The organism is Exiguobacterium sp. KRL4 (genome assembly GCF_001870785.1).
Classification (GTDB): domain Bacteria; phylum Bacillota; class Bacilli; order Exiguobacteriales; family Exiguobacteriaceae; genus Exiguobacterium_A.
On the sequence record NZ_MOLV01000007.1, the window covers coordinates 70,063 to 90,583 of the forward strand.

Annotated in this window: 21 protein-coding genes; 14 read left to right on the forward strand and 7 right to left on the reverse strand. The window is 48.0% G+C overall.

The window, feature by feature from the left end; translation table 11 throughout:
- Nucleotides 1-61: 61 nt before the first annotated feature.
- The 3 genes from hepT to BLD48_RS06340 all read right to left on the reverse strand — a co-directional run bounded on the left by hepT (nt 62) and on the right by BLD48_RS06340 (nt 1,395).
- A complete protein-coding gene (gene hepT / locus BLD48_RS06330) occupies nt 62-469 on the reverse strand; it encodes a type VII toxin-antitoxin system HepT family RNase toxin (protein ID WP_071499451.1) in 408 nt (135 codons plus the stop codon).
- 1 nt (nt 470) lies between these two features.
- The gene (gene mntA, locus BLD48_RS06335) at nt 471-872 is read right to left on the reverse strand and encodes a type VII toxin-antitoxin system MntA family adenylyltransferase antitoxin (RefSeq protein WP_071499452.1); all 402 of its coding nucleotides are present in this window, start codon (nt 870-872) and stop codon (nt 471-473) included.
- 94 nt (nt 873-966) lie between these two features.
- Nucleotides 967-1,395, reverse strand: a complete 429-nt coding sequence (locus BLD48_RS06340) for a VOC family protein (protein WP_071499453.1) — start codon at nt 1,393-1,395, stop codon at nt 967-969.
- Nucleotides 1,396-1,606: 211 nt separating this feature from the next.
- Here BLD48_RS06340 and BLD48_RS06345 point away from each other — a divergent pair, with 211 nt between their 5' ends.
- The 7 genes from BLD48_RS06345 to BLD48_RS06375 all read left to right on the forward strand — a co-directional run bounded on the left by BLD48_RS06345 (nt 1,607) and on the right by BLD48_RS06375 (nt 10,476).
- A complete protein-coding gene (locus BLD48_RS06345) occupies nt 1,607-2,620 on the forward strand; it encodes a LacI family DNA-binding transcriptional regulator (protein WP_071499454.1) in 1,014 nt (337 codons plus the stop codon).
- 201 nt (nt 2,621-2,821) lie between these two features.
- Nucleotides 2,822-4,129: an ABC transporter substrate-binding protein gene (locus tag BLD48_RS06350; RefSeq protein ID WP_071499455.1), complete on the forward strand. Its 1,308-nt coding sequence runs from the start codon at nt 2,822-2,824 to the stop codon at nt 4,127-4,129.
- Between the two features lie 60 nt (nt 4,130-4,189).
- Nucleotides 4,190-5,086, forward strand: a complete 897-nt coding sequence (locus BLD48_RS06355) for a carbohydrate ABC transporter permease (protein ID WP_026834090.1) — start codon at nt 4,190-4,192, stop codon at nt 5,084-5,086.
- Nucleotides 5,087-5,089: 3 nt separating this feature from the next.
- Nucleotides 5,090-6,013, forward strand: coding sequence for a carbohydrate ABC transporter permease (locus BLD48_RS06360; protein WP_083412259.1), 924 nt, complete (start codon nt 5,090-5,092; stop codon nt 6,011-6,013).
- Nucleotides 6,014-6,035: 22 nt separating this feature from the next.
- Nucleotides 6,036-7,382, forward strand: coding sequence for a GH1 family beta-glucosidase (locus BLD48_RS06365; protein WP_071499456.1), 1,347 nt, complete (start codon nt 6,036-6,038; stop codon nt 7,380-7,382).
- 67 nt (nt 7,383-7,449) lie between these two features.
- Nucleotides 7,450-9,843, forward strand: a complete 2,394-nt coding sequence (locus tag BLD48_RS06370; protein ID WP_071499457.1) for a carbohydrate binding domain-containing protein — start codon at nt 7,450-7,452, stop codon at nt 9,841-9,843.
- A gap of 159 nt (nt 9,844-10,002) precedes the next feature.
- Complete coding sequence (locus BLD48_RS06375) at nt 10,003-10,476, forward strand: hypothetical protein (protein WP_071499458.1); 474 nt, start codon at nt 10,003-10,005, stop codon at nt 10,474-10,476.
- Between the two features lie 81 nt (nt 10,477-10,557).
- Here the strand turns inward: BLD48_RS06375 and BLD48_RS06380 are convergent, their stop codons facing one another.
- Nucleotides 10,558-11,829, reverse strand: coding sequence for a M20/M25/M40 family metallo-hydrolase (locus tag BLD48_RS06380; protein WP_071499459.1), 1,272 nt, complete (start codon nt 11,827-11,829; stop codon nt 10,558-10,560).
- A 93-nt stretch (nt 11,830-11,922) separates the two neighbouring features.
- On the opposite strand from BLD48_RS06380, the gene BLD48_RS06385 reads away from it, so the two are divergent.
- From BLD48_RS06385 to BLD48_RS06395, 3 genes are all read left to right on the forward strand, one after another.
- Nucleotides 11,923-12,867, forward strand: a complete 945-nt coding sequence (locus BLD48_RS06385; protein ID WP_071499460.1) for a tetratricopeptide repeat protein — start codon at nt 11,923-11,925, stop codon at nt 12,865-12,867.
- Complete coding sequence (locus tag BLD48_RS06390; RefSeq protein ID WP_071499461.1) at nt 12,860-13,042, forward strand: hypothetical protein; 183 nt, start codon at nt 12,860-12,862, stop codon at nt 13,040-13,042. The genes BLD48_RS06385 and BLD48_RS06390 overlap by 8 nt, the downstream gene beginning before the upstream one ends.
- A gap of 179 nt (nt 13,043-13,221) precedes the next feature.
- Nucleotides 13,222-13,521 carry an excalibur calcium-binding domain-containing protein gene (locus tag BLD48_RS06395; RefSeq protein ID WP_071499462.1) on the forward strand — a complete coding sequence of 100 codons (300 nt, stop codon included), beginning with the start codon at nt 13,222-13,224 and terminating at the stop codon, nt 13,519-13,521.
- 41 nt (nt 13,522-13,562) lie between these two features.
- On the opposite strand, the gene BLD48_RS06400 is transcribed toward BLD48_RS06395, so the two are convergent.
- A complete protein-coding gene (locus tag BLD48_RS06400) occupies nt 13,563-13,886 on the reverse strand; it encodes a thioredoxin family protein (RefSeq protein WP_071499463.1) in 324 nt (107 codons plus the stop codon).
- A 302-nt stretch (nt 13,887-14,188) separates the two neighbouring features.
- Between BLD48_RS06400 and BLD48_RS06405 the strand changes: the two genes are divergently transcribed.
- A complete protein-coding gene (locus BLD48_RS06405) occupies nt 14,189-15,058 on the forward strand; it encodes a cation diffusion facilitator family transporter (protein ID WP_071499464.1) in 870 nt (289 codons plus the stop codon).
- A gap of 45 nt (nt 15,059-15,103) precedes the next feature.
- Here the strand turns inward: BLD48_RS06405 and BLD48_RS06410 are convergent, their stop codons facing one another.
- Nucleotides 15,104-15,646, reverse strand: coding sequence for a class I SAM-dependent methyltransferase (locus tag BLD48_RS06410; RefSeq protein WP_161487702.1), 543 nt, complete (start codon nt 15,644-15,646; stop codon nt 15,104-15,106).
- A gap of 103 nt (nt 15,647-15,749) precedes the next feature.
- Entirely contained in the window at nt 15,750-16,091 is a 342-nt protein-coding gene (locus BLD48_RS06415; RefSeq protein ID WP_071499466.1) for an ASCH domain-containing protein, read from the reverse strand.
- A 197-nt stretch (nt 16,092-16,288) separates the two neighbouring features.
- Between BLD48_RS06415 and BLD48_RS06420 the strand changes: the two genes are divergently transcribed.
- From BLD48_RS06420 to BLD48_RS06430, 3 genes are read left to right on the forward strand one after another with little or no spacing between them, the layout of a single operon-like run.
- Nucleotides 16,289-16,777: a MarR family winged helix-turn-helix transcriptional regulator gene (locus BLD48_RS06420; protein ID WP_071499467.1), complete on the forward strand. Its 489-nt coding sequence runs from the start codon at nt 16,289-16,291 to the stop codon at nt 16,775-16,777.
- A complete protein-coding gene (locus BLD48_RS06425; RefSeq protein WP_071499468.1) occupies nt 16,770-18,494 on the forward strand; it encodes an ABC transporter ATP-binding protein in 1,725 nt (574 codons plus the stop codon). The genes BLD48_RS06420 and BLD48_RS06425 overlap by 8 nt, the downstream gene beginning before the upstream one ends.
- On the forward strand, nt 18,491-20,362 hold the full coding sequence (locus tag BLD48_RS06430) for an ABC transporter ATP-binding protein (RefSeq protein ID WP_071499469.1): 1,872 nt from the start codon (nt 18,491-18,493) through the stop codon (nt 20,360-20,362). The genes BLD48_RS06425 and BLD48_RS06430 overlap by 4 nt, the downstream gene beginning before the upstream one ends.
- Nucleotides 20,363-20,521: the final 159 nt, after the last annotated feature.

Here is a 20,521-nt window from a genome sequence, read left to right on the forward strand (position 1 = left end):
ACTAACGAAAAAGCGATTCCATCATTTGGAGTCGCCTTTTTAATGGAAATATTGCAGATAGTTAATCTTCTAGTTGAATGACGATTCGCGTGAACTTCAGAAAGTCGTTGAGATGTTGATCTAAAATCGCTTGAAGGATGTCTAAATTAAGTGATTGATAATCATGAACGGCAATATTACGAAAACCGACCATGTTCATGAGACTAGTTGAGAGTGATGAGTCGATGAGGTGTGCTTCCTCAAGTAGCTGGAAGCCATCACGGCTTGATTTGGGTAATCCGAGTTTTCGTGTTCGTACCAGATGCATAGCGATATCGATACTTGCTTCACATGCTCGTTGAATGTTTAAAATGATACTATCTTGTTTTGTATAATCTTTTATATTACCTGGTTCATTCTCGTAGACATCGTGTATTCTTCGCAGGCATCGTTCAATCGTTGTTATTTTGTTCAACAACACATCATTCATACTAAAAAACACTCCCTTGATCTTTGATGGCTTGCACGATTGGAGCACGTTCTTCGGCAAATGCTGCGTACATACTATATGCTCGTATTTGTTGTCGCGTCAGTTCATTTTGATTTTGACAGTCGATGACCTGACCCTCTGTGAAAATCTGCATTGTAAAAATCGTATCGATTTGTTTGATATCCACAAGATCAACTTCACGTCCAGCTATCCTTGCCAATTTACCTGCTAAGAGAAAACGATCGTATGCTGAAAGTATTTGATCACTCAAATAAGCGATATCTAAATCGCTGTCCTCTGTCATATTGTCTGTAGCACCGGAGCCAAACAAGATAATGAAATGAGCATTGACATGTGCATTAATCGTTTGAACGAGTTGTTGTTTCAACGTCATTGATATCATGAATGTTCGCTCCTTTGAGTCCTTTTGATATCATTGTACCATGAAGAAAACAGACTAAAAATGAACTCCCTGAGGTCTCGGGGAGTTCATTGTTTTAAGCCGTTACTTCACTCACTTCATGATTCAACTGCCACTGCACACCAAACGGATCTTCGACGATGCCATAGGCTTCACTCCAAAACGTTTTTTGGATCGGCATGATGACGTTGCCATCTTGCGCCAACTTATCGAATGTCTCATGAATGAGTGGAACGTCTGACAGATGCAGAGCAAGCGTGACATTTTGTCCGATCGCCACCGGATCATGCGGCATCGCGTCGGAAAACATGACACGTGTCCCATGAACAATCAATTGCGAATGCAGGACAAGCGACTGGACGTCTTTTTCAAACGGTTGACCGTCCGGACCGTTGCCGGGACCAAACTCCATGATCTCGGGAATGTCTTGCCCAAAGACTTTGGCATAATAATGGATGGCCTCGCGGGTATTGCCGTTGAAGACCAGATAGGGGGTAATCGGCATGATAATGCTCCTCTCCATTTGAACACGGCTGACTGATGCTTATAGTATACCAAACGTTTGTTCTTATTTAAAGGGCTTTCCGATTAAAAATGAAAGCGATATCATTTATTTTTTAAAATCCAAAAAAATTCGCAAATAATGGTTGCGTCTTTCCAGATTCCGACCTATAATAAATTTATCGAAAGCGCTTTCGGTGAAATGGAGTGGTTATATGGGTACAATTTATGATTTAGCGAAAATAACCGGTTTTTCGATCACGACGGTCTCAAAAGCCTTAAATAATTATTCCGACGTCAGTGAGAAGACAAAAGCGAAAATCGTTCAGGCGGCAGCCGATATGGGCTACTTACCGAACGCACACGCCCAGTCGCTCTCGACGAAACGCTCATGGACGATTGGGGTCATGTTCTCGGAAGCAAACGAAGTCGGGATGATGCATCCATTCTTCAACGCGATTATCGAAAGTTTCCGGAAAGCAACGGAGCAGCAAGGCTATGACTTGATCTTCGTTTCGCGGAATCTCCGCAATCGGGACATGAGTTACCTCGAGCATTTCCAGCATCGGGCGGTCGACGGCATCGTCGTCATCTGTTCTGATCAAATGGACAAGCACGTCCAGGAACTGATTCAAAGTTCGATTCCAATCGTTGTCGTCGACATGGACAGCACCGATTGTAGTGTCGTCTTCTCGGATAACTTATCCGGCGGGACACTCGCCGTCAACCATCTCTACGAACTGGGACATCGTTTGATTGCCCACATCGCAGGTGATATGACGATTGATGCGGGACTGGCACGAATCGAAGGGTACAAACAAGCGATGGATCGACTCGCGTTACCGATTCCGGACGGCTATCTGATCAACGGCGGATTTTTCTCGGTCGAAGAAGGAAAACAGGCGATGCAGACGTTGCTTGCCTTACCGAAACGTCCGACCGCTGTCTTCGTCGCCGGTGACCAAATGGCAATCGGGGCGATGGAAGCGATTCATGAAGCGGGTCTTCAGGTACCGCACGACATTTCTGTCGTCGGTTACGATGATATCGACATGTCGAAATACGTGACACCAAAGCTGACGACGGTCCGGCAAGATACGGAACGAATCGGGCAGCATGCAGCAGAACTGTTAATTGAACAAATCGTCAACAAACGACGTGTCATGACGACGGATATCATTCCAGTCGACTTGATCGTCCGTCAGTCGACAGGACCCGTAAAACCATAATCCTTTTCGGAATCGCTCTCGCAGGTTGTCTTCGAGAAAACGCGAGAGCGGTTTCGAAATCCATACTATTTTTTTGTACGTTTCCGAAAGGGCTTTCGGAACTTTTTTCAGACCATTTACGAAAGCGCTTTCGATATTTTTGAATAATAAATGAGACCGCTTACTTAGGGGACTACCAAAACAAGACAAGGATGGGATGACATGAAGAAGAAATTAGTCAGCGTATTAACAGTCGGCGCGTTAACAGCAAGCGTTTTAGCAGGATGTTCAGGTGGCGAAGAGGAAAAAACGAGCGGCGGCAAGGAAGTCCTGAAAATCTGGTCGTTCACGGATGAGTTAAAAGAGCCAATCAAAAAGTTCGAAGAGAAAAACGGCGTCAAAGTCGAATTGACGATCGTCCCGATCGCTGACTACCCGACGAAATTGAAGCCGGCACTTGAGAGTGGCGTCGGCGCACCGGATATCTTCACAGGTGAGATCGCCTTCTTGAAACAATGGGTCGACGCTGGCTATTGGGCGAACCTGTCGGAAAAACCGTTTAACGCAGGCGACGTCAAAGACGACTATATCCCGTACGTCTATGACATGGGGAAAGACAAAGATGGTAACGTCCGTGCCCTTTCATGGCAAACGACACCGGGTGGCGTCTACTACAAACGGAGCATTGCGAAAAAAGTTCTCGGCACAGATGATCCAAAAGAAATCGGTGCGATGATGAACTCGATGGACGGCGTCTTCGAAGTCGCTGAGAAGATGAAAGGCAAAGGCTACAAAATGTTCCCGGATGAAGGATCAATCCGTTGGTTCGCACAAGGCAATGAGCCACAAGCTTGGGTCAACGACAAACAGGAACTCGTCGTGACAGAAGACAAGAAAAACTACATGGATTACGCAAAAGAACTCCGAACAAAACAATACACAGCACTTGCACCGGAGTGGTCACCATCATGGTTCGCCGGGATGGACAAGCCGGTCAAAGTCAAAGAAAACGGCAAAGAAACCGAAACAGAAATCTTCTCGTATGTCCTTCCGACATGGGGCTTACACAGTGTCTTAAAAGAAAATGCGAAGAAATCAGCCGGTGACTGGGCTGTCACAAGCGGACCGAGCCCATACTTCTGGGGCGGTACATGGTTAGGTGTCTACAAAGATTCGAAGAAACAAAAACTTGCGTATGATTTCGTCAAGATGATGACGCAAGACGAAGAATTCCTGACAGACTGGGCGAAAGAAACAGGCGACGTCCTCGCTTACAAACCAGTTACCGACAAAATCAAAACCGACTTCAAAGATGAGTTCCTCGGCGGACAGAACAACTACGAGTTCTTCCTCGATCAAGCAGACAAGATCACACCGGGAATCGTGACGAAGTACGACCAGCAGCTTGATACGTTATACGGTGCGTCAGTCATGGAATATGTCCAAGGCAAAAAGTCGAAAGACGAAGCACTTGCTGAATTCTACAAAAAAGTCAAAAATGCGTATCCGGACGTAAAAGTACCGGAATAAGGAGTCTAGGTGGGGCGATCCTCGCTTCACCTTTTCTTATTTAAGAAAGGGGTTTGACCTGTGAAAAAACTTGATCGCCATGGTTATCTGTTCATCGCACCGTTTTGGATCGTCTTCTTGATCTTCAGCATCTATCCGGTCGCCTTGACGTTCTATTACAGTTTCACCAACTACACAGGCGCAGAAGGCGAACAACTCGTCGGACTCGCGAACTATACGCGTTTGCTCGGAGATACGTACTTCATTGAAGCATTCTTCAATACGATCAAGATTTGGGGACTGAACTTCATCCTGCAAATCGGTGGAGCTTTGATGCTCGCCTTATTGTTCTCAGATTTACAGCTCAAGATGAAAGGACTCGCATTTTTCCGCGCGACGTTCTACTTACCGAACTTGATCACGATCAGCTCGGTTGCCTTATTGTTCGGGATTTTGCTCGACTGGCAGCACGGTTCACTCAACATGATGTTGCTGAAAATCGGCATTATTTCTGAACCAATCAACTGGTTGACGCAACCGGTCACAGCACAGATTTCTGTCTCCCTCATCCTGACCTGGATGTGGCTCGGTCACTCGTTCATCGTCGTCATGGCCGGCGTATCCGGAATATCGAAGGATTATTTCGAAGCGGCACTGATTGACGGTGCAACACGTTGGCAAATCTTCTCGCGGATCACGTTGCCGCTCTTAAAACCAATCTTGCTCTACATCATGATCACGTCACTGATCGGTGGACTCCAATTGTTCGATTTACCGATGTTGATCACGGATGGTGTCGGTGCGCCGGATGGTGCTCTGAACACGATGGTGCTTTATCTCTACAACCAAGCCTTTAAATACAACAACTATGGCTACGCCGCTGCTGTCGCATACGGATTGTTTGCCATCACGCTCGTCTTTTCAATCATCGTCTTCAAAGGGATGTTCCGAAAAGAACGTTCAGCGAAAGGAGCCTGACCGATGGAACGAAATGCAGAAGCACGTCGGATCGTGCCACAAACGGAAGATCAACCGGAGCGTTCAGAACGTCCGCTGAAGGTGACACCACCTCCGAAACAGAAAAAAGCGTGGTTCGGGAAAAGTCTCATCTACGTCGGACTGATTGCCTTGACGATCGCCTGTATCATTCCGTTTTTGATGATGATCATCAACGCGACCCGCTCGAACGAAGAAGTGTTATCCGGTTTCTCATTGATTCCAGGGAACTCGCTCGCTGAAAACTATGCCGCCTTAAGCTCATACGTCAACATCTGGTCCGGCTTCAAGAACAGTCTGATCATCGCCGTCCTCGTCACCGTCCTATCGGGTTACTTCTCGGCGATGACAGCATTCGGATTTGCTTTCTACCAGTTCAAAGGAAAAAACGTCCTGTTCGTCTTCATGCTCGTCATGATGATGATTCCGGGACAACTCGGATTGATCGGATTCTACGAACTCAGTAAGAATCTTGGTCTGCTCGACAGCTTCATCCCGTTGATCGTTCCGGCGATTGCCAGTCCGTTCACGGTGTTCTTCGTCCGTCAGTACCTGCAGACGGTCATGCACCCAAGTTTGCTGGAAGCGGCACGGATGGATGGCGCCAGTGAATGGCGCATCTTCCATACGATTGCTTTACCGATGATGATGCCGGCGATCGCCACGATGTCGATCTTTACGTTCATCGGTTCATGGAACAACTACATCATGCCGCTCGTCCTGCTTTTCTCACCGGAAAAGTATACGTTACCGGTCTTGATGGGCTTCTTAAAAGGATCACAAGTCGCCGAAAACCTCGGCTCGCTTTATCTTGGAATCGCGATTTCCGTCGTACCGATCATGATCGCCTTCTTGTTCCTCTCGAAATACATCGTCAGCAGCATCTCCGCTGGTGCCGTCAAAGAATAAACTGTTAAAGGGGCTTACACCTATGAAATTTACACCGAACTTCGTCTTCGGGACGGCGACGTCCTCGTACCAAATCGAAGGCGCACACGACGAGGGTGGTCGTACGCCGTCAATCTGGGATACGTTCTGCGATACGGACGGAAAAGTTTTTGAAAAACACAACGGGGATGTCGCCTGCGACCATTACCACCGTTTTGAAGAAGACATTCAGCACATTAAAAAGTTAGGCGTCGACACGTACCGTTTCTCGATTGCCTGGCCACGGATCTTCCCGAGTAAAGGACAATTCAATCCGGAAGGGATGGCCTTCTATAAGACACTCGCCACACGTCTCCAGGAAGAAGGCATCAAACCGGCCGTCACGCTCTACCACTGGGATCTCCCGATGTGGGCCCATGAAGAAGGCGGTTGGGTCAACCGTGACTCGGTCGACTGGTTCCTCGACTTCGCTCGTGTCTGCTTTAAAGAGCTCGACGGCATCGTCGACTCATGGATCACGCACAACGAACCATGGTGTGCCGGCTTCTTGAGTTACCACCTCGGTCAGCACGCACCGGGACATACGGACATGAACGAAGCCGTTCGGGCCGTTCACCATATGCTGTTGTCACACGGTAAAGCCGTTGAACTGCTGAAAGGGGAATTCAAGTCCAAGACGCCGATCGGCATCACGCTGAACTTGGCACCAAAATACGCGAAGACGGATTCCGTCAACGATCAGATCGCGATGAACAATGCCGACGGGTACGCGAATCGCTGGTTCCTTGATCCGATCTTCAAAGGACAGTATCCGGTCGACATGATGAACCTGTTCTCGAAATACGTCCATACGTATGATTTCATCCAGGCGGGAGACCTCGCGACGATTTCGGTCGCCTGTGATTTCTTCGGGATCAACTTCTACAGCCGGAACTTGGTTGAGTTCAGTGCTGCGAGTGATTTCTTACACAAAGATGCCTACTCGGACTACGACAAAACCGGCATGGGCTGGGATATCGCTCCAAGTGAGTTCAAAGACTTGATCCGTCGCCTGCGGGCTGAGTATACGGACTTGCCGATTTTCATCACGGAAAACGGTGCCGCCTTTGACGACCAGCTCGTCGACGGCAAAATTCACGATCAAAACCGGATCGATTACGTTGCGCAGCATCTGCAAGCCGTGTCTGATCTGAATGAGGAAGGCATGAACATCGCCGGTTATTACCTCTGGTCGTTACTCGACAACTTCGAGTGGAGCTTTGGGTACGACAAACGATTCGGGATCATCTATGTCGATTTCGATACACAGGAACGAATCTGGAAAGACAGCGCGCATTGGTATGCGAATGTCATCCAGACGCATAAGGCAGCACTTCCGCAAGAAGCGTAACGTCGTCGAACAGGCAAGGTCGAATTCATCGCCCTTGCCTGTTGTTCATTCAAAGGAGGAATTACAGATGAAGAAATGGCTCGCAGTTGCCCTCGGAACAGGACTTGTCCTGTCCTATGCCGGGACCGGTCATGCTGAGAAAGCAGACAAAAAAGACAAGACGAAATGGAAGATGGTCTGGTCCGATGAATTCACGAAACAACAGCTTGACCGGACGAAGTGGACGTATGATACCGGGAACTGGATTGTAGATGAAAATGGAAGCGCTATCACACCGGGTTGGGGCAATAATGAAAAACAATATTATACGACCAAAAAAGACAATTCCTTTATCCGTGACGGCAAACTGGTCATCCGGGCGAAAGAAGAAAAAACGACCGACTCGCTCGGTTCGTACGACTATACATCAGCTAAATTGAAAACCAAAGGCTTATTCAGCAAGACATACGGCCGTTATGAAATCAAAGCAAAACTGCCGACCGGCAAAGGTTTATGGCCGGCATTCTGGATGTTGCCGGAGCAGGACAAGTACGGGGCATGGGCCTCGTCCGGTGAGATTGATGTCATGGAAGCATGGGGCAGTCAACCGGACAAAGTCGCCGGAACAATTCACTACGGCGAGAACTGGCCAAACAATAAATATACCGGCAAGGACTATCACTTCCCGGACGGCGGACGGATTGACCAATGGCATACGTATGCCGTCGAGTGGGAGCCGGGCGAACTCCGCTGGTACGTGGACGGCAACCTCTATCAAACGCAAAACGACTGGTACAGCAAAGGCAAAAACACGGCAACGAACTACAGTTATCCGGCACCTTTCGACCAAAACTTTTATCTTGTGATGAACCTCGCGGTCGGCGGCTGGTTTGACGGCGAAGTCGACGAAACGACGAAGTTCCCGGCTGAGATGGAAGTCGATTATGTCCGGGTCTATGATTTGAAGAACCGTGACTACCGCGAACCGGTCGAGCCGGTTTATGAAGATGTGACGTTACCGGACGGGGCAAAACAACCTTTAGAAGACGGCAATCTCGTGTATGACCAAGCGTACGAAAAAGCAATTAAGACGATCACAGACGGCGCGCAGACACTTGACCCGACATACTGGAACTATGTGACGTTGCCTGACTTCGGCGGCAAGGGATCGGTCGACGTGACAGAGCAGGACGGAACCCGTTTCGCCAGCGTCACGATCGACCAACCGGGGGCTCAAAACTATGCCCACCAGTTGATTCAAAAGATTTCCCTCGCCCAAGGCGGACGGTACGAAGTCAGCTTTGACGCCAGCAGTGAAGAAGCACGGACGATCGTTGCCAAAGTCGGCGGCGGGGCAGAACGGGGCTACACCAAATATTCGAATGAAGAAGTCATCGATTTGACGCCAACCGTCAAACGACATACGTTCACATTCGATATGGCAGCAGAAACGGATCTCGCGGCACGACTCGAATTCAATTTAGGTCTGGCGCAAGCCGGCGTTAAAATCGGGAACGTCCGTGTCGAACAGGTTCCACGCGGCGAAATCGATGAAACGGCAACCAAACCGGCTTTACCGGACGGCAATCAGATCTACAACGGCACGTTTGACCAGGGCGCAATGGATCGCCTGACGTACTGGCAGTTTGATGCCGGTCAGACAAAAGGAACCGGATCGGTCGACTCGGTGACACGTGACTTTACATTCAAAACAAAAGCACAGATGAAAAAGGGACAACCGGCAACGCTGACGCAACGTGGTGTCCAGTTGCAGGAAAACCATCAGTATGTGCTTCGCTTCAAGGCGGACAGCAAGCGGATCAAACAGATTCAAGTCAAGGCAACAAATGCGGACGGAACAACAGCGTACTTGCCGACGCGTGACGTACCGTTGACAAAACAGACAACGACCGTTGACATTCCGTTCACGATGACACAAGCGACGGATTTGAACAGTCAACTCCAGTTCAACTTCGGATTGGCAAAAGGTGAAGTGACACTGGATGACGTCGAGTTGATCGATGTCACACCGGTTGAAGTCGACCGTTCACCGCTAAAAAACGGTTCGTTTTCGGACGGACTGAACTTCTGGAGTTCGTACGTCCATTATGATGCGCAAGCTGTCGTCTCAACGGTCAATGACGCCGCGAAACTCGCCATCGCATCAGAAGGACAGGAACCATGGAGCGTTCTGCTGGAGCAAGGCAACTTACAACTCGTCAAAGGGCAGACATATCAGCTGACGTTTAAGGCATCGTCAACGGTCGCGCGACCACTCGAAGTCACCGTCGAGAATGCGGCATATACGCGTTACTTCAGTCAGATCGTCGAACTTGGCACAGAAGCGAAAACGTATCAGTTTGACTTTACGCTCGGACAAGACGATACGGCCGGGTTGAAGTTCTTACTCGGTAAGGCAGCCGGTTCCCCGTTTGCGGCGCATGACGTAACGATTGATGATGTGAAGCTAGAAGTGAAATAACACGACTCAAATTGTTTTATACAAAACGTCCAGAATGACTTCCTCGCTTGTCGAAGGGGAAGAGACTTCTGGACGTTTTTATTATTCATGTAAAAAAAGGAATTTAAATCCAATTCGAAGAAAGGGTATACCATGCAATTTTAGAGGAGGAACACCATCATGGTTCGTTCGACGAAACAGTATGTGGCTTTGTTTGCCGTGCTTTTGCTCGCGACGATCAGTATGAATGCCTGGCCGGCGAGCATCCATCCCGACGGTACAATCGGCCTGCTTCAAATCACCGCATCGCTTGTCTGGTTGGTCTTTTTGACGGCTTCCGTTGTTCTTGTTCGGGAAGAAAAGACGCTTTTGTTTGTCTTCTACTATCTAAGCTTCGGGTTTGTTGCCGGCACCGTGGTCTATTTAGTCACGTTTTTTGAGCGGTATTGGTTAGGAGAACTTTGGTTTGATATCGTATCAAGCATTCAATTCCCGTTTTATTATCTGTTCACCGTCCCGCTGTTTGGGTTTAATGCATGGTTTAACGTCTCATACGGACAGTTTGCAATGTTTGCCGGGTTTGCCTACATCCTGCTAGCGATTGGTATAAGCGTCCGGTATAAAAAGCTCGAAGCAAAGCGACTGCGGTACTGACAAGTGGATTTTCCTAAACCATCGTTTTCTTCTGACAGCGCGCCTTGGCGCGCTTTTTCATGCCGAAGAGGTGTATGAAGTTTAAGAACGAAGCGGAATGAGCTGATGGTGGAGAACCGATTCAATCAAGGCGACAGTCTCGAACGTCGCTGCGTAATCGACTGTTTCGTGCTCCGTATGTTCGTGTCTATAGCCGACCGACAGATTGACGGAAGGAATTCCGAAGCCGGCAAATACGTTCGTGTCGCTTGATCCGCCGTTTGTCGTCGTCTGCCAATCGGGCATTCCGGCGAGACGTCCGGCTTCCTCGAACAGCTGACCAAACTCTTGTGTGCAGAACGGTATTTGATTTCGGCAGGCCGTGACAATATCCCGTGTTCCGCGGCGGTCGACGACGATGGCGGCATCCACATCATGGAGGAACTCAGGATCAATTCCTTCCGCGCCGCGGCATCCGATTTCTTCCTGAACGGTAAAAGCGAGTTTCAGGGTTCCAGAAAAGTTTGTATTTTGGACACGATCGAGTACTTCAAGGATTGCTGTGATTCCGGCACGATCGTCAGCTCCAAGGATGCCGCTGGAACTGCGGAGTGTCGTGCCGTCCTCGAGAATGACCCGACCTTCCTCGATCAGTTCGATCGTATCCATATGAGCGGACAGCAGGATGGTCGGACCGACGCCACATGTAATGGTCGCCAGGACATTTCCCCGTTTGTCGGTATAGAGGAAATCAGTCTGTGGTTTCAGTTCATTCCGAAGACGCATCGCGACCAATCGTTCCCGTCGGCTGACGCCGGGTACATCGAGCCAGGTCATCAAACGCTGTTTGAATCGTTCCAGTCGTAAAGTCTTGAGGTAGTGTTGATCTGCGGTCAACCGGTAGAGACGTTCCGCAAACAGCAAGAGGGAGGCGAACCCACTTCTGCGATAGTTCAGTTGCAATGTCAGATGAATCAGTTGCATCGTCATCTGTTGCGGCAAGGCAAGCTCGAGAAGTTGCCATTGCTCCAAAGAGGGTGCTTGCTGGAGGGTGATTGAAGCTTGACCGCGGGCATGTCCGTCACAACAAGACAATGTCGGGATATCGAGGGCGTTCAGCCAACGGACGATTCCCCGGATGTATGGATCAAAAGATTGATAAGGTAAGTCATTCGTCAATGGATTTACAATCGCTTCTCGCCCGGGCAGATCCTGAAAAGGAACCTGCTGGATCCATTCGATCAGCCGGAGATCGCTCCAGTCATTAGTTGGATATTGTAAAATGGATTTAGTCAGACGGGACACATGCGTTTTGCTGAACCGGTCGTCCTGGCTCAGACCGTGTCGCGCTAAAAGAATCGTTGCGTTTGTCATAAAAAAACAGCTCCTTGTCAGATAAGTTGTTTTCAGTGTAGCAAGGGAGCCGTGACAGGCTGTCACACGTCAAAAACGAAGGAGGCGGAAAAAATGGAACTATCAGGATACCTAGAAGAGGGGCGGATCAACCGGGAGCTACCGAGAGGAACTGTCGAGGAGCGGGCAATCCATCGTCAAGCAAGACTCGACTTATATGTGCGTCAGGCAGAGTTTTATAAGTTATCGGATACACCGGACTATTACCAAGCAAAACGGTGGTTGCTGGAAGCCATTAAAATCGAAAAACATCATCCAATCGCGAACTATCGATTGGGTTATATCTTGTATCGTGAACGTGAATATGAACAAGCCGCCTATCATTTAAAAACGGCACTTGATGGTACACGGACGGACGTTTTAAGTGACACACAACTGATTTTAGCGAATACGTTTCTCGTCAATTGTGGCGTGGCGATTACGCGGGAAGCGTTGCGGAAGCTTGAAGATTTGGAACTTCAAATCGAGGGCGACATCGATCAAGAACGGATCGACTGTTATCGGGCCGAGATGGTCGTTCAGGATGAGTACGTACTGGACCGGATCTATTACCGGAAAATCACGGCAGGGCATGAAACGATTATCAACGAAGAAACGTTTCACGAGACGCAACCGGGTAAAACGGAACTATTGCTGAAAAGTTCAGATGCCGGAAAAACGTTACATATTGCCGGGCGACCAAGTGATTTGCTGAATCAACATATGTTTTTGACAATCGTGTTATTAAATCAAGCAACATTTCAAACGTATCCGGTCTTGCAGAGTGCTTTGTCCGAGCTGAGTGGACAAGACATCACGTACGATCATATGCGGCAGTTGATTCGAAGAATCCGCGATCGTTTTACCCTGCTGGATCTGATTGAGGCGACACCAATAATCGTCCCGGGTTCTGCACGTCCTGTCCAAGGATTTCGGATTCACCCGAACTGGTCGGTGACAATTCTTTGTCGGGCAGATGATTTCATTCATCCGCTTCAAAAGGAGAGAAGCGATGTTTAGTCCAGTCAGTGAACGTGAGGAAAAAAGCGGGAAACGAAAAGCAAAGTCCCGGAAGACAATTCGATTACGCGATTCGGGTGCTTTTGCATTAGGATTATGGTTGACGCTTTTGATCCTCTTGGTAACCCCGTTAATCTTGATGTTTGTCGTCATGTATTTGGCGGGAACACAATAATTTAATTGGGTGTTCAAGAAAGGTCTGTCGCGAAGCGATGGATCTTTTTTGGGGGTTCATAAAAACTTTCTGACAAATCATCCCTGTAAAAATCAAAAAATAAAAACACGTTCTAATAAAGTCCTTTATAATCAAATTATCACTAAAATTTGGAATTTTAGAATTGAGGAGGAATTGACATGAATAAAGCAGTAAAACTCATCATGACAGGTGTACTTAGTCTCTCATTGATCAGTGTGACATCGGGAGAAAGCCATGCAGCGACTAAAGCAAAAGCCTTTAAAAACTGTACGGAGATGCAGAAAACCTACAAAGGTGGAGTTTCTAAGAAAGCTGGACTCAAAAATCGGACCGGCTACGACAAAAACGGTAAAGCCATCTACAAAGAGACGAAATATAAAGCATATGTCAGCTTAGCGACGTATAACCTCAATACAAAAAGTGACCGTGACAAAGACGGCATCGCCTGCGAACGTTAAAAAAGACCCACTTCCCTTTTGGAAAGTGGGTCTTCGTCTGTTTAGTTGAAGTTTTTCTTGAGGAAGTCTGTGACTTCGTCCGGTGTTTTAGCGTTGGCACTGTGCAAGTGACCCAGTTTCTCGTTGTTTTGGAAGACAAGCAGGCTCGGAATCCCCATGACGACGTTGTCCGATGCGATTTCCGGGAACTCGTCTTTGTCGATCGTATAGATCGGAAGTTCGCTGAAGTGTGCTTCGACATCCGGCATGAAATAATCCATTCGTTTGCAGTCCGGGCACCAATCGGCTTCGAACTTGATGATGACCGGTGTCTCGCTTGCGATGAGTTCTTTAAATGTATCTTCACTCTTAATGTAGTTACTCATGTGTTAGTTCCCCCTGTTGATGTGTATAGTTTTAGTGTACTGATTCTAAGGGCAAGATGCACGAATTATGATCGAACGATACCCATTTTTCGCAAAAATGTTGCGGAGTGAAACACCGTTCAGTATGCGCAAATTGCACAAGAAGCGCCATGCAACAACAAAAGATGAATTGCCTTTAGGAAACACTATTGGTCTTTTGTTAATTAACTAGTTTCAAGCAAAATGATTTCTATAGACCCACTTGATTTCGACCTGTTACGATGAGGTTTGCTAATCGACAGAGCGAGTGGGGGCGACTACAAATGGATCAACAAAAATACGATAATTTAAAGCTTGGCGAGCGCGGTGCCATCATCAGCATCGTTGCCTATATTGTGTTATCGATCATTAAATTGATTGTCGGCTACACAGCGGATTCCGCTGCCTTACGGGCAGATGGCTTGAACAATACGACAGATATCATCGCGTCGATCGCCGTCTTGGTCGGGTTACGGATCTCAAGACGTCCGGCAGATGATGACCATAAATACGGACACTGGAAAAGTGAGACGATTGCCTCGATGGTCGCTTCCTTCATTATGATGGCAGTCGGGCTGCAGGTGTTGATCGATACGATTTCGACATTATTCGAAGGAAAACAGGAGTCACCGGATATCGTCGCGGCGTATGTCGGGATGGGTTCCGCCATCGTGATGTACTTCGTTTATCGTTACAACCGGAACTTGTCACGGAAAATCGACAGCAAGGCGGTCATGGCAGCCGCCAAGGACAACTTATCCGATGCTTGGGTCAGTATCGGGACGACAGTCGGAATCATCGGTTCCCAGTTCGGGATGCCGTGGCTCGATGTCGTGACGGCGATCATCGTCGGCTTCTTGATCTGTAAGACCGCGTGGGATATTTTCTCAGAAGCGTCCCATGAGCTGTCGGACGGGTTTGATGAACACAAACTCAAGATGTACGAAGATGTGATTTATGATCTCGACGGCGTCAAAGGGATCAAGTCAATCAAAGGCCGAAATTATGGCAACAATGAAGTCGTTGATGTTGTGATTCTCGTCAACTCCCAGTTAAACGTCCATCAAGCACACGATATCGCGACGAAGGTCGAGGATACGTTGACCGATGAGTACGGCGTCTACGACATTCATGTCCATATCGAGCCGGAATGAAGCAGATAAAAGGAACGATCGTTTTCTGACGATCGTTCCTTTTTGTTAATTAAGGGGTTTATATCCGATGACTGCAACGGTATGGAATTGCCTTGAGACGAGACCTTCAACAAATGTAACATCGGAAAATCCATACTTTTTTGCCGCAGGAAGGAGTTCAACTTGGACTAAGTCCCTCACACCGGTCCAAATGACGTCATTTTTACCATCGCAGAACGTGATGACGAAATGACCACCCGGTTTTAACACTTTATAGAGATCTGCTAAAGTGCCGGAAATGTTTTCCCAAAAATAAAGCGTGTGTATGGTAAATACCTTATCAAATTGTTCGTTTTGAAAAGCTAATTTGTTTAAATCCCCATACAGAATATCGACCCGGTTTGAACGGATCGCTTCTTTGTTTCTTTTTTGTACAGAACGGAGCATGGCGGAAGAAGAATCGACACCAACAATTTGTTTCGCTGCTGTTTGATGTACAAGTCGTTCGATGGCATAGCCTGCCCCGCAACCTAATTCTAAAATGATATCATCTTTTTGGACGTTCAGCAGATTTATAGTCCACTCAGTCTCAGGTTGATGTTGTCTCACCATTTTTTCCCCGATGTATGTGCCAAACCGTCCTGTAGGATGTGCATATTGCTGATCAATGAAACGTTTAATGGTTGCAATGATGGTGATCCGCTCCTTCCGCTTAAAGATTCCGTTCGATTGTTAATGCCAGTGCGCCAAATTGTTTCTCTGATTCTCTTGAGTATATCGTATAGGTTGCCTTTAACAAGTCATTCATCGTCCAACCGATACAATCGATTTGTTCGAGAGAGACGTTTTCGTAAAGCGATTGAAAATCGTTGAATGCTTGCCGTTCAAGGACTCTGACAATCACTTGTTCATCGGTTGAGAGGTTCGTGAACTCAATCAAATCATCAACTTGGACAGCTTGCCGCTTTTCATCATTCAAACGGATTTCAATCACTTTTTTTCCGGCAACGATTGACTGAAACGGTTCTTCGTATAATCCCATCTTATGTAGCATTTCAGTTTCTCCTTCCTGACAATTTCCTTGATTTTGCAGATCCTTCATTATACTTGAAACGACCAATCGCCCGATGATGAATATGTGCATTTTCACACGAATTATTAATTGACATTCTGAACTAATCGGCGTAATTTAATTTATATAGATAATCGTTCTATATGGAACGATTCAAAATGGAACATGGAGGTGGAAGGATGGAAACGGAACAACGCGAGCCGGTGCGTTCGACGGCAATGATGCAATCTTTTTGGAATGTCCAGCGGCATCTCGTTCGGGCAGCCCATCAGACGGCACAGGAAAATGGACTGAGTTTACCGCAATTTCACAGCTTGATGACGATGGCGCCAAGACGTCCGATTACTCAAAAGGAACTTGCTGCGTATACGCATTTACCGAAAAGCACGCTCAGTCAATCGATTGAAGGGCTTGTTCAGTCAGGTTGGGTGATCCGGGAAACGAATCCGGACAACCGGCGCGAGGTCGTCCTGAATTTGAGTGATCACGGACGACAGTTCGTTGATGCAATCAAGCGGCAGGAGGCGGGGATGCAACAACGGCTCGAACAGGTTCTCGATCAGATTGATCCTGCTGCCTTTGAACAGATGCTCAAGACGCACGAACAAATTGCAGACGGATTAAAAGACATCTTGTCACCAGGAAACGGAGGCTGTGCAGATGATTAAGTTACTCAAAAATCTGACGACCTATAAATGGGCCGTCTTTGCTGTCTTGATTCTGGTCTTCGCCCAATCGATGTCCGATTTATATTTACCGACCTTGATGGCGGACATCATCGATAAAGGGGTTGTGACGGGCGATACGGCGTACATTTGGAAAATCGGTGCCGTCATGCTCGGGATTACCGGACTTGGTGCACTCGCAGCGATTGCCGCCAGTTATTATTCCTCCAAAGCCGCGATGGGACTTGGACGCGACATCCGCCGAAAAGTCTTTAACCACGTCGAACGGTTTACGTTACAAGAGTTTGATCAAGTCGGAACGGCTTCCTTGATTACGCGGACGACGAACGATATCACGCAAGTTCAGCAAGTCGTCATCATGATGCTGCGGATGGTCGTCAGTGCCCCGATCATGTTTGTCGGCGGATTGATCATGGCCGTCTCAAAAGACGCCAAGCTGTCACTCGTCATCGTCGCCGCGATGCCGGTTTTGGTCGTGTCGATTCTGTTGATCCTCTGGAAAGGGGTTCCGCTATTTGGACAAGTCCAAAAACGACTCGACCGTCTGAATCTCGTCTTACGGGAAAACCTGACCGGAATTCGGGTCATCCGGGCTTTTAATCGTGAATCGGAAGAAAAGATTCGGTTAACGAAAGCGAATGCCGATTTGACGGACGTCTCGATTAAAGTCAATAAAATCATGGCCTTTTTGATGCCGGTCATGATGCTCGTCATGAACTTGACGGTTGTTGGTGTCATTTGGTTCGGGGGGGTCCGGATCAATAATGGCGGGATGCAGATCGGGGATTTGATGGCCTTTATTCAATATGTCATGCAAATCATGTTTGCCCTCGTCATGGCATCTGTCATGTTTGTTATGATTCCCCGGGCAGCGGTCTCCGCGAAACGGATCAATGAAGTGCTCGAGATGGAACCGACGATGGTCGACGCTGGAACGGCTTCCGCTGACCATGAACGCGGCACATTGGTCTTTGATCATGTGACATTCAGTTATCCGGGGGCAGAAACTCCGGTCTTATCGGACATCAGCTTTACAGCGCGTCCGGGTGAAATCACGGCCGTGATTGGCGGGACCGGCTCTGGGAAATCAACGCTCGTCAATCTGATTCCCCGGTTTTATGACGTGACGAACGGCAGTATTCAGGTCAACGGTGTCGACAGCCAAGCTGTCCCGCAAGAAGAATTACGCTCAAAAATCGGCTTTGTGCCGCAAAAAGCGTTGTTGTTCACGGGAACGATCGCTGACAACATCCGCTTCGGCAAAGAGGACGCGACAGACGAAGAAATCCAGCATGCAGCGCGTGTCGCCCAAGCGACGGATTTTATTGAACGAATGCCGAATCAGTATGATTCAATCATCGAACAAGGAGGATCCAACGTCTCCGGTGGTCAAAAACAACGTCTGTCGATCGCCCGGGCACTCGTCCGTAAACCCGATATCTATGTCTTTGACGACAGTTTCTCAGCGCTTGATTTTAAAACGGACGCGACGTTACGCAAAGCCTTGAAGCAGGAAACGGGCGAGGCCACCGTCTTGATCGTTGCGCAACGTGTCAGTACGGTCATGGATGCCGATCAAATCATTGTCCTTGAAGAAGGACGCATTGCCGGAATCGGTACGCATGACGAGTTATATGAAACAAATGAGGTTTATCAAGAAATCGTCAAATCCCAACTATCAGAGGAGGAAATCGCATGAGTACAAGTACAACAAAACGTCCTGTCGGCGGTCCTCCAGGTGGACCGGGTGGTGGTCCCGGTGGCGGGAACATGATGATGATGGGCGAAAAACCAAAAAACTTCAAAGCGACATTCCGCCGGTTGCTTGGTTATCTGAAACCACGCCGGACGGCATTAATTGCCGTCTTCATCGCCGCGATTCTCAGTACGGTCTTCATGATTGCTGGACCGAAAATCATGGGAACGGCGATTACGGAACTGTTTGAAGGGGCCTATGCCAAGTTCCAGGGAGTACCTGGTGCGGAAATCGACTTTACGAAAATCGGACAGATTTTGTTAGTGCTCGCCGGACTGTACGTCATCAGCAGTCTGTTCAGCTACATCCAGCAATACATCATGTCGAGTGTCGCCCAAAAAACGGTCTATGATTTGCGTGAAGACGTCAATCAGAAGCTCGAGCGGTTACCACTCAAGTATTATGACGGCCGTCCGAACGGGGAGACGCTCAGTCGGGTCACGAATGACATCGATACGATCGGCAGTACGTTGCAACAAAGTGTGACGTCGTTCATCACCTCAATCGTGACGATTGTCGGGATTTTGATCATGATGCTGACGATCAGTCCATTGCTAACATTGATTTCACTCGTCTCCTTGCCACTTTCGATTTTTGCGATTCGTCCGATTTTAAAACGGTCACAAAAATACTTTGCCGATCAACAACGGACCCTCGGACAATTAAACGGACACGTCGAAGAGATGTATACCGGTCATCCCGTCGTCAAAGCGTTTGGGCATGAGCGAAGAGCGGTTGAACAGTTTGATGCCGTCAACGACGAGTTATATGAAGCGGGACGAAAAGCCCAGTTCATCTCCGGGATCATCATGCCGATGATGATGTTCATCGGGAATATCAGTTATGTCTTGATCAGTGTCGTCGGTGGGATTCTCGTCACCCAGCGCAGCATTTCGATTGGTGACATTCAAGCGTTCATCACCTATACACGCCAGTTCACGCAACCGATCACCCAGACGGCGAACATTGCGAACATCGTCCAGTCGACGGTCGCGGCAGCAGAACGTGTTTTTGAACTGTTGGATGAAGAAGAGGAAGTCAAAGAAGTGACGACGCATCAGTTGGCGAAAGCTGACGGAGCAGTTGCGTTTGAACACGTCGACTTTGGTTACGGCGAGCAACTGTTGATCGAAGATATGAATATCGATGTCCAACCGGGTCAAACGGTTGCAATCGTCGGTCCGACCGGTGCCGGGAAAACAACGTTGATCAACCTGTTGATGCGGTTTTATGAACTCAATCGCGGTGTCATCCGCATCGACGGGATCGATACGCGGAAGATGTCACGGGAAGATTTACGGACAACGTTCGGGATGGTGTTGCAAGATACGTGGCTCTTTAACGGAACGATTCGTGACAATCTTGCCTACGGGAAAATCGGCGCGACGGAAGATGAAATCATCGAAGCGGCAAAAACCGCTCATGCCGATCACTTCATCCGGACGTTACCGGACGGATACGATACGGTCTTAAATGAAGAAGCGTCGAACATCTCACAAGGACAAAAACAGTTGTTAACGATTGGCCGGGCAGTTCTCGCCGACCCGCCAATCATGATTCTCGATGAAGCGACGTCAAGCGTCGATACGCGGACGGAAATCTTCATTCAAAAAGCGATGAAACGGTTGATGGAAGGACGGACAAGTTTCGTCATCGCCCACCGTCTGTCGACGATTAAAGATGCCGATTTGATTTTGGTCATGGACCAAGGACGTGTCATTGAACAAGGAACACATGAAGCGTTGCTTGAAGCAAACGGCTTTTATGCCGATCTCTACAACAGTCAGTTCTCGGAAAAAGAAGTGGTCTAAAGTAAGCTCAAACTTCTGATTCGTCACGAAATCATGACGCTGAAACACTAAAAAAGAATAGTTTGTTGTAAATGGATGGTTCTGACTAGAATCATCCATTTTTTTTAATACTATTCACAAACTACTACTTTCAGGTTGAAATTGGTTTAGCAATTCCTT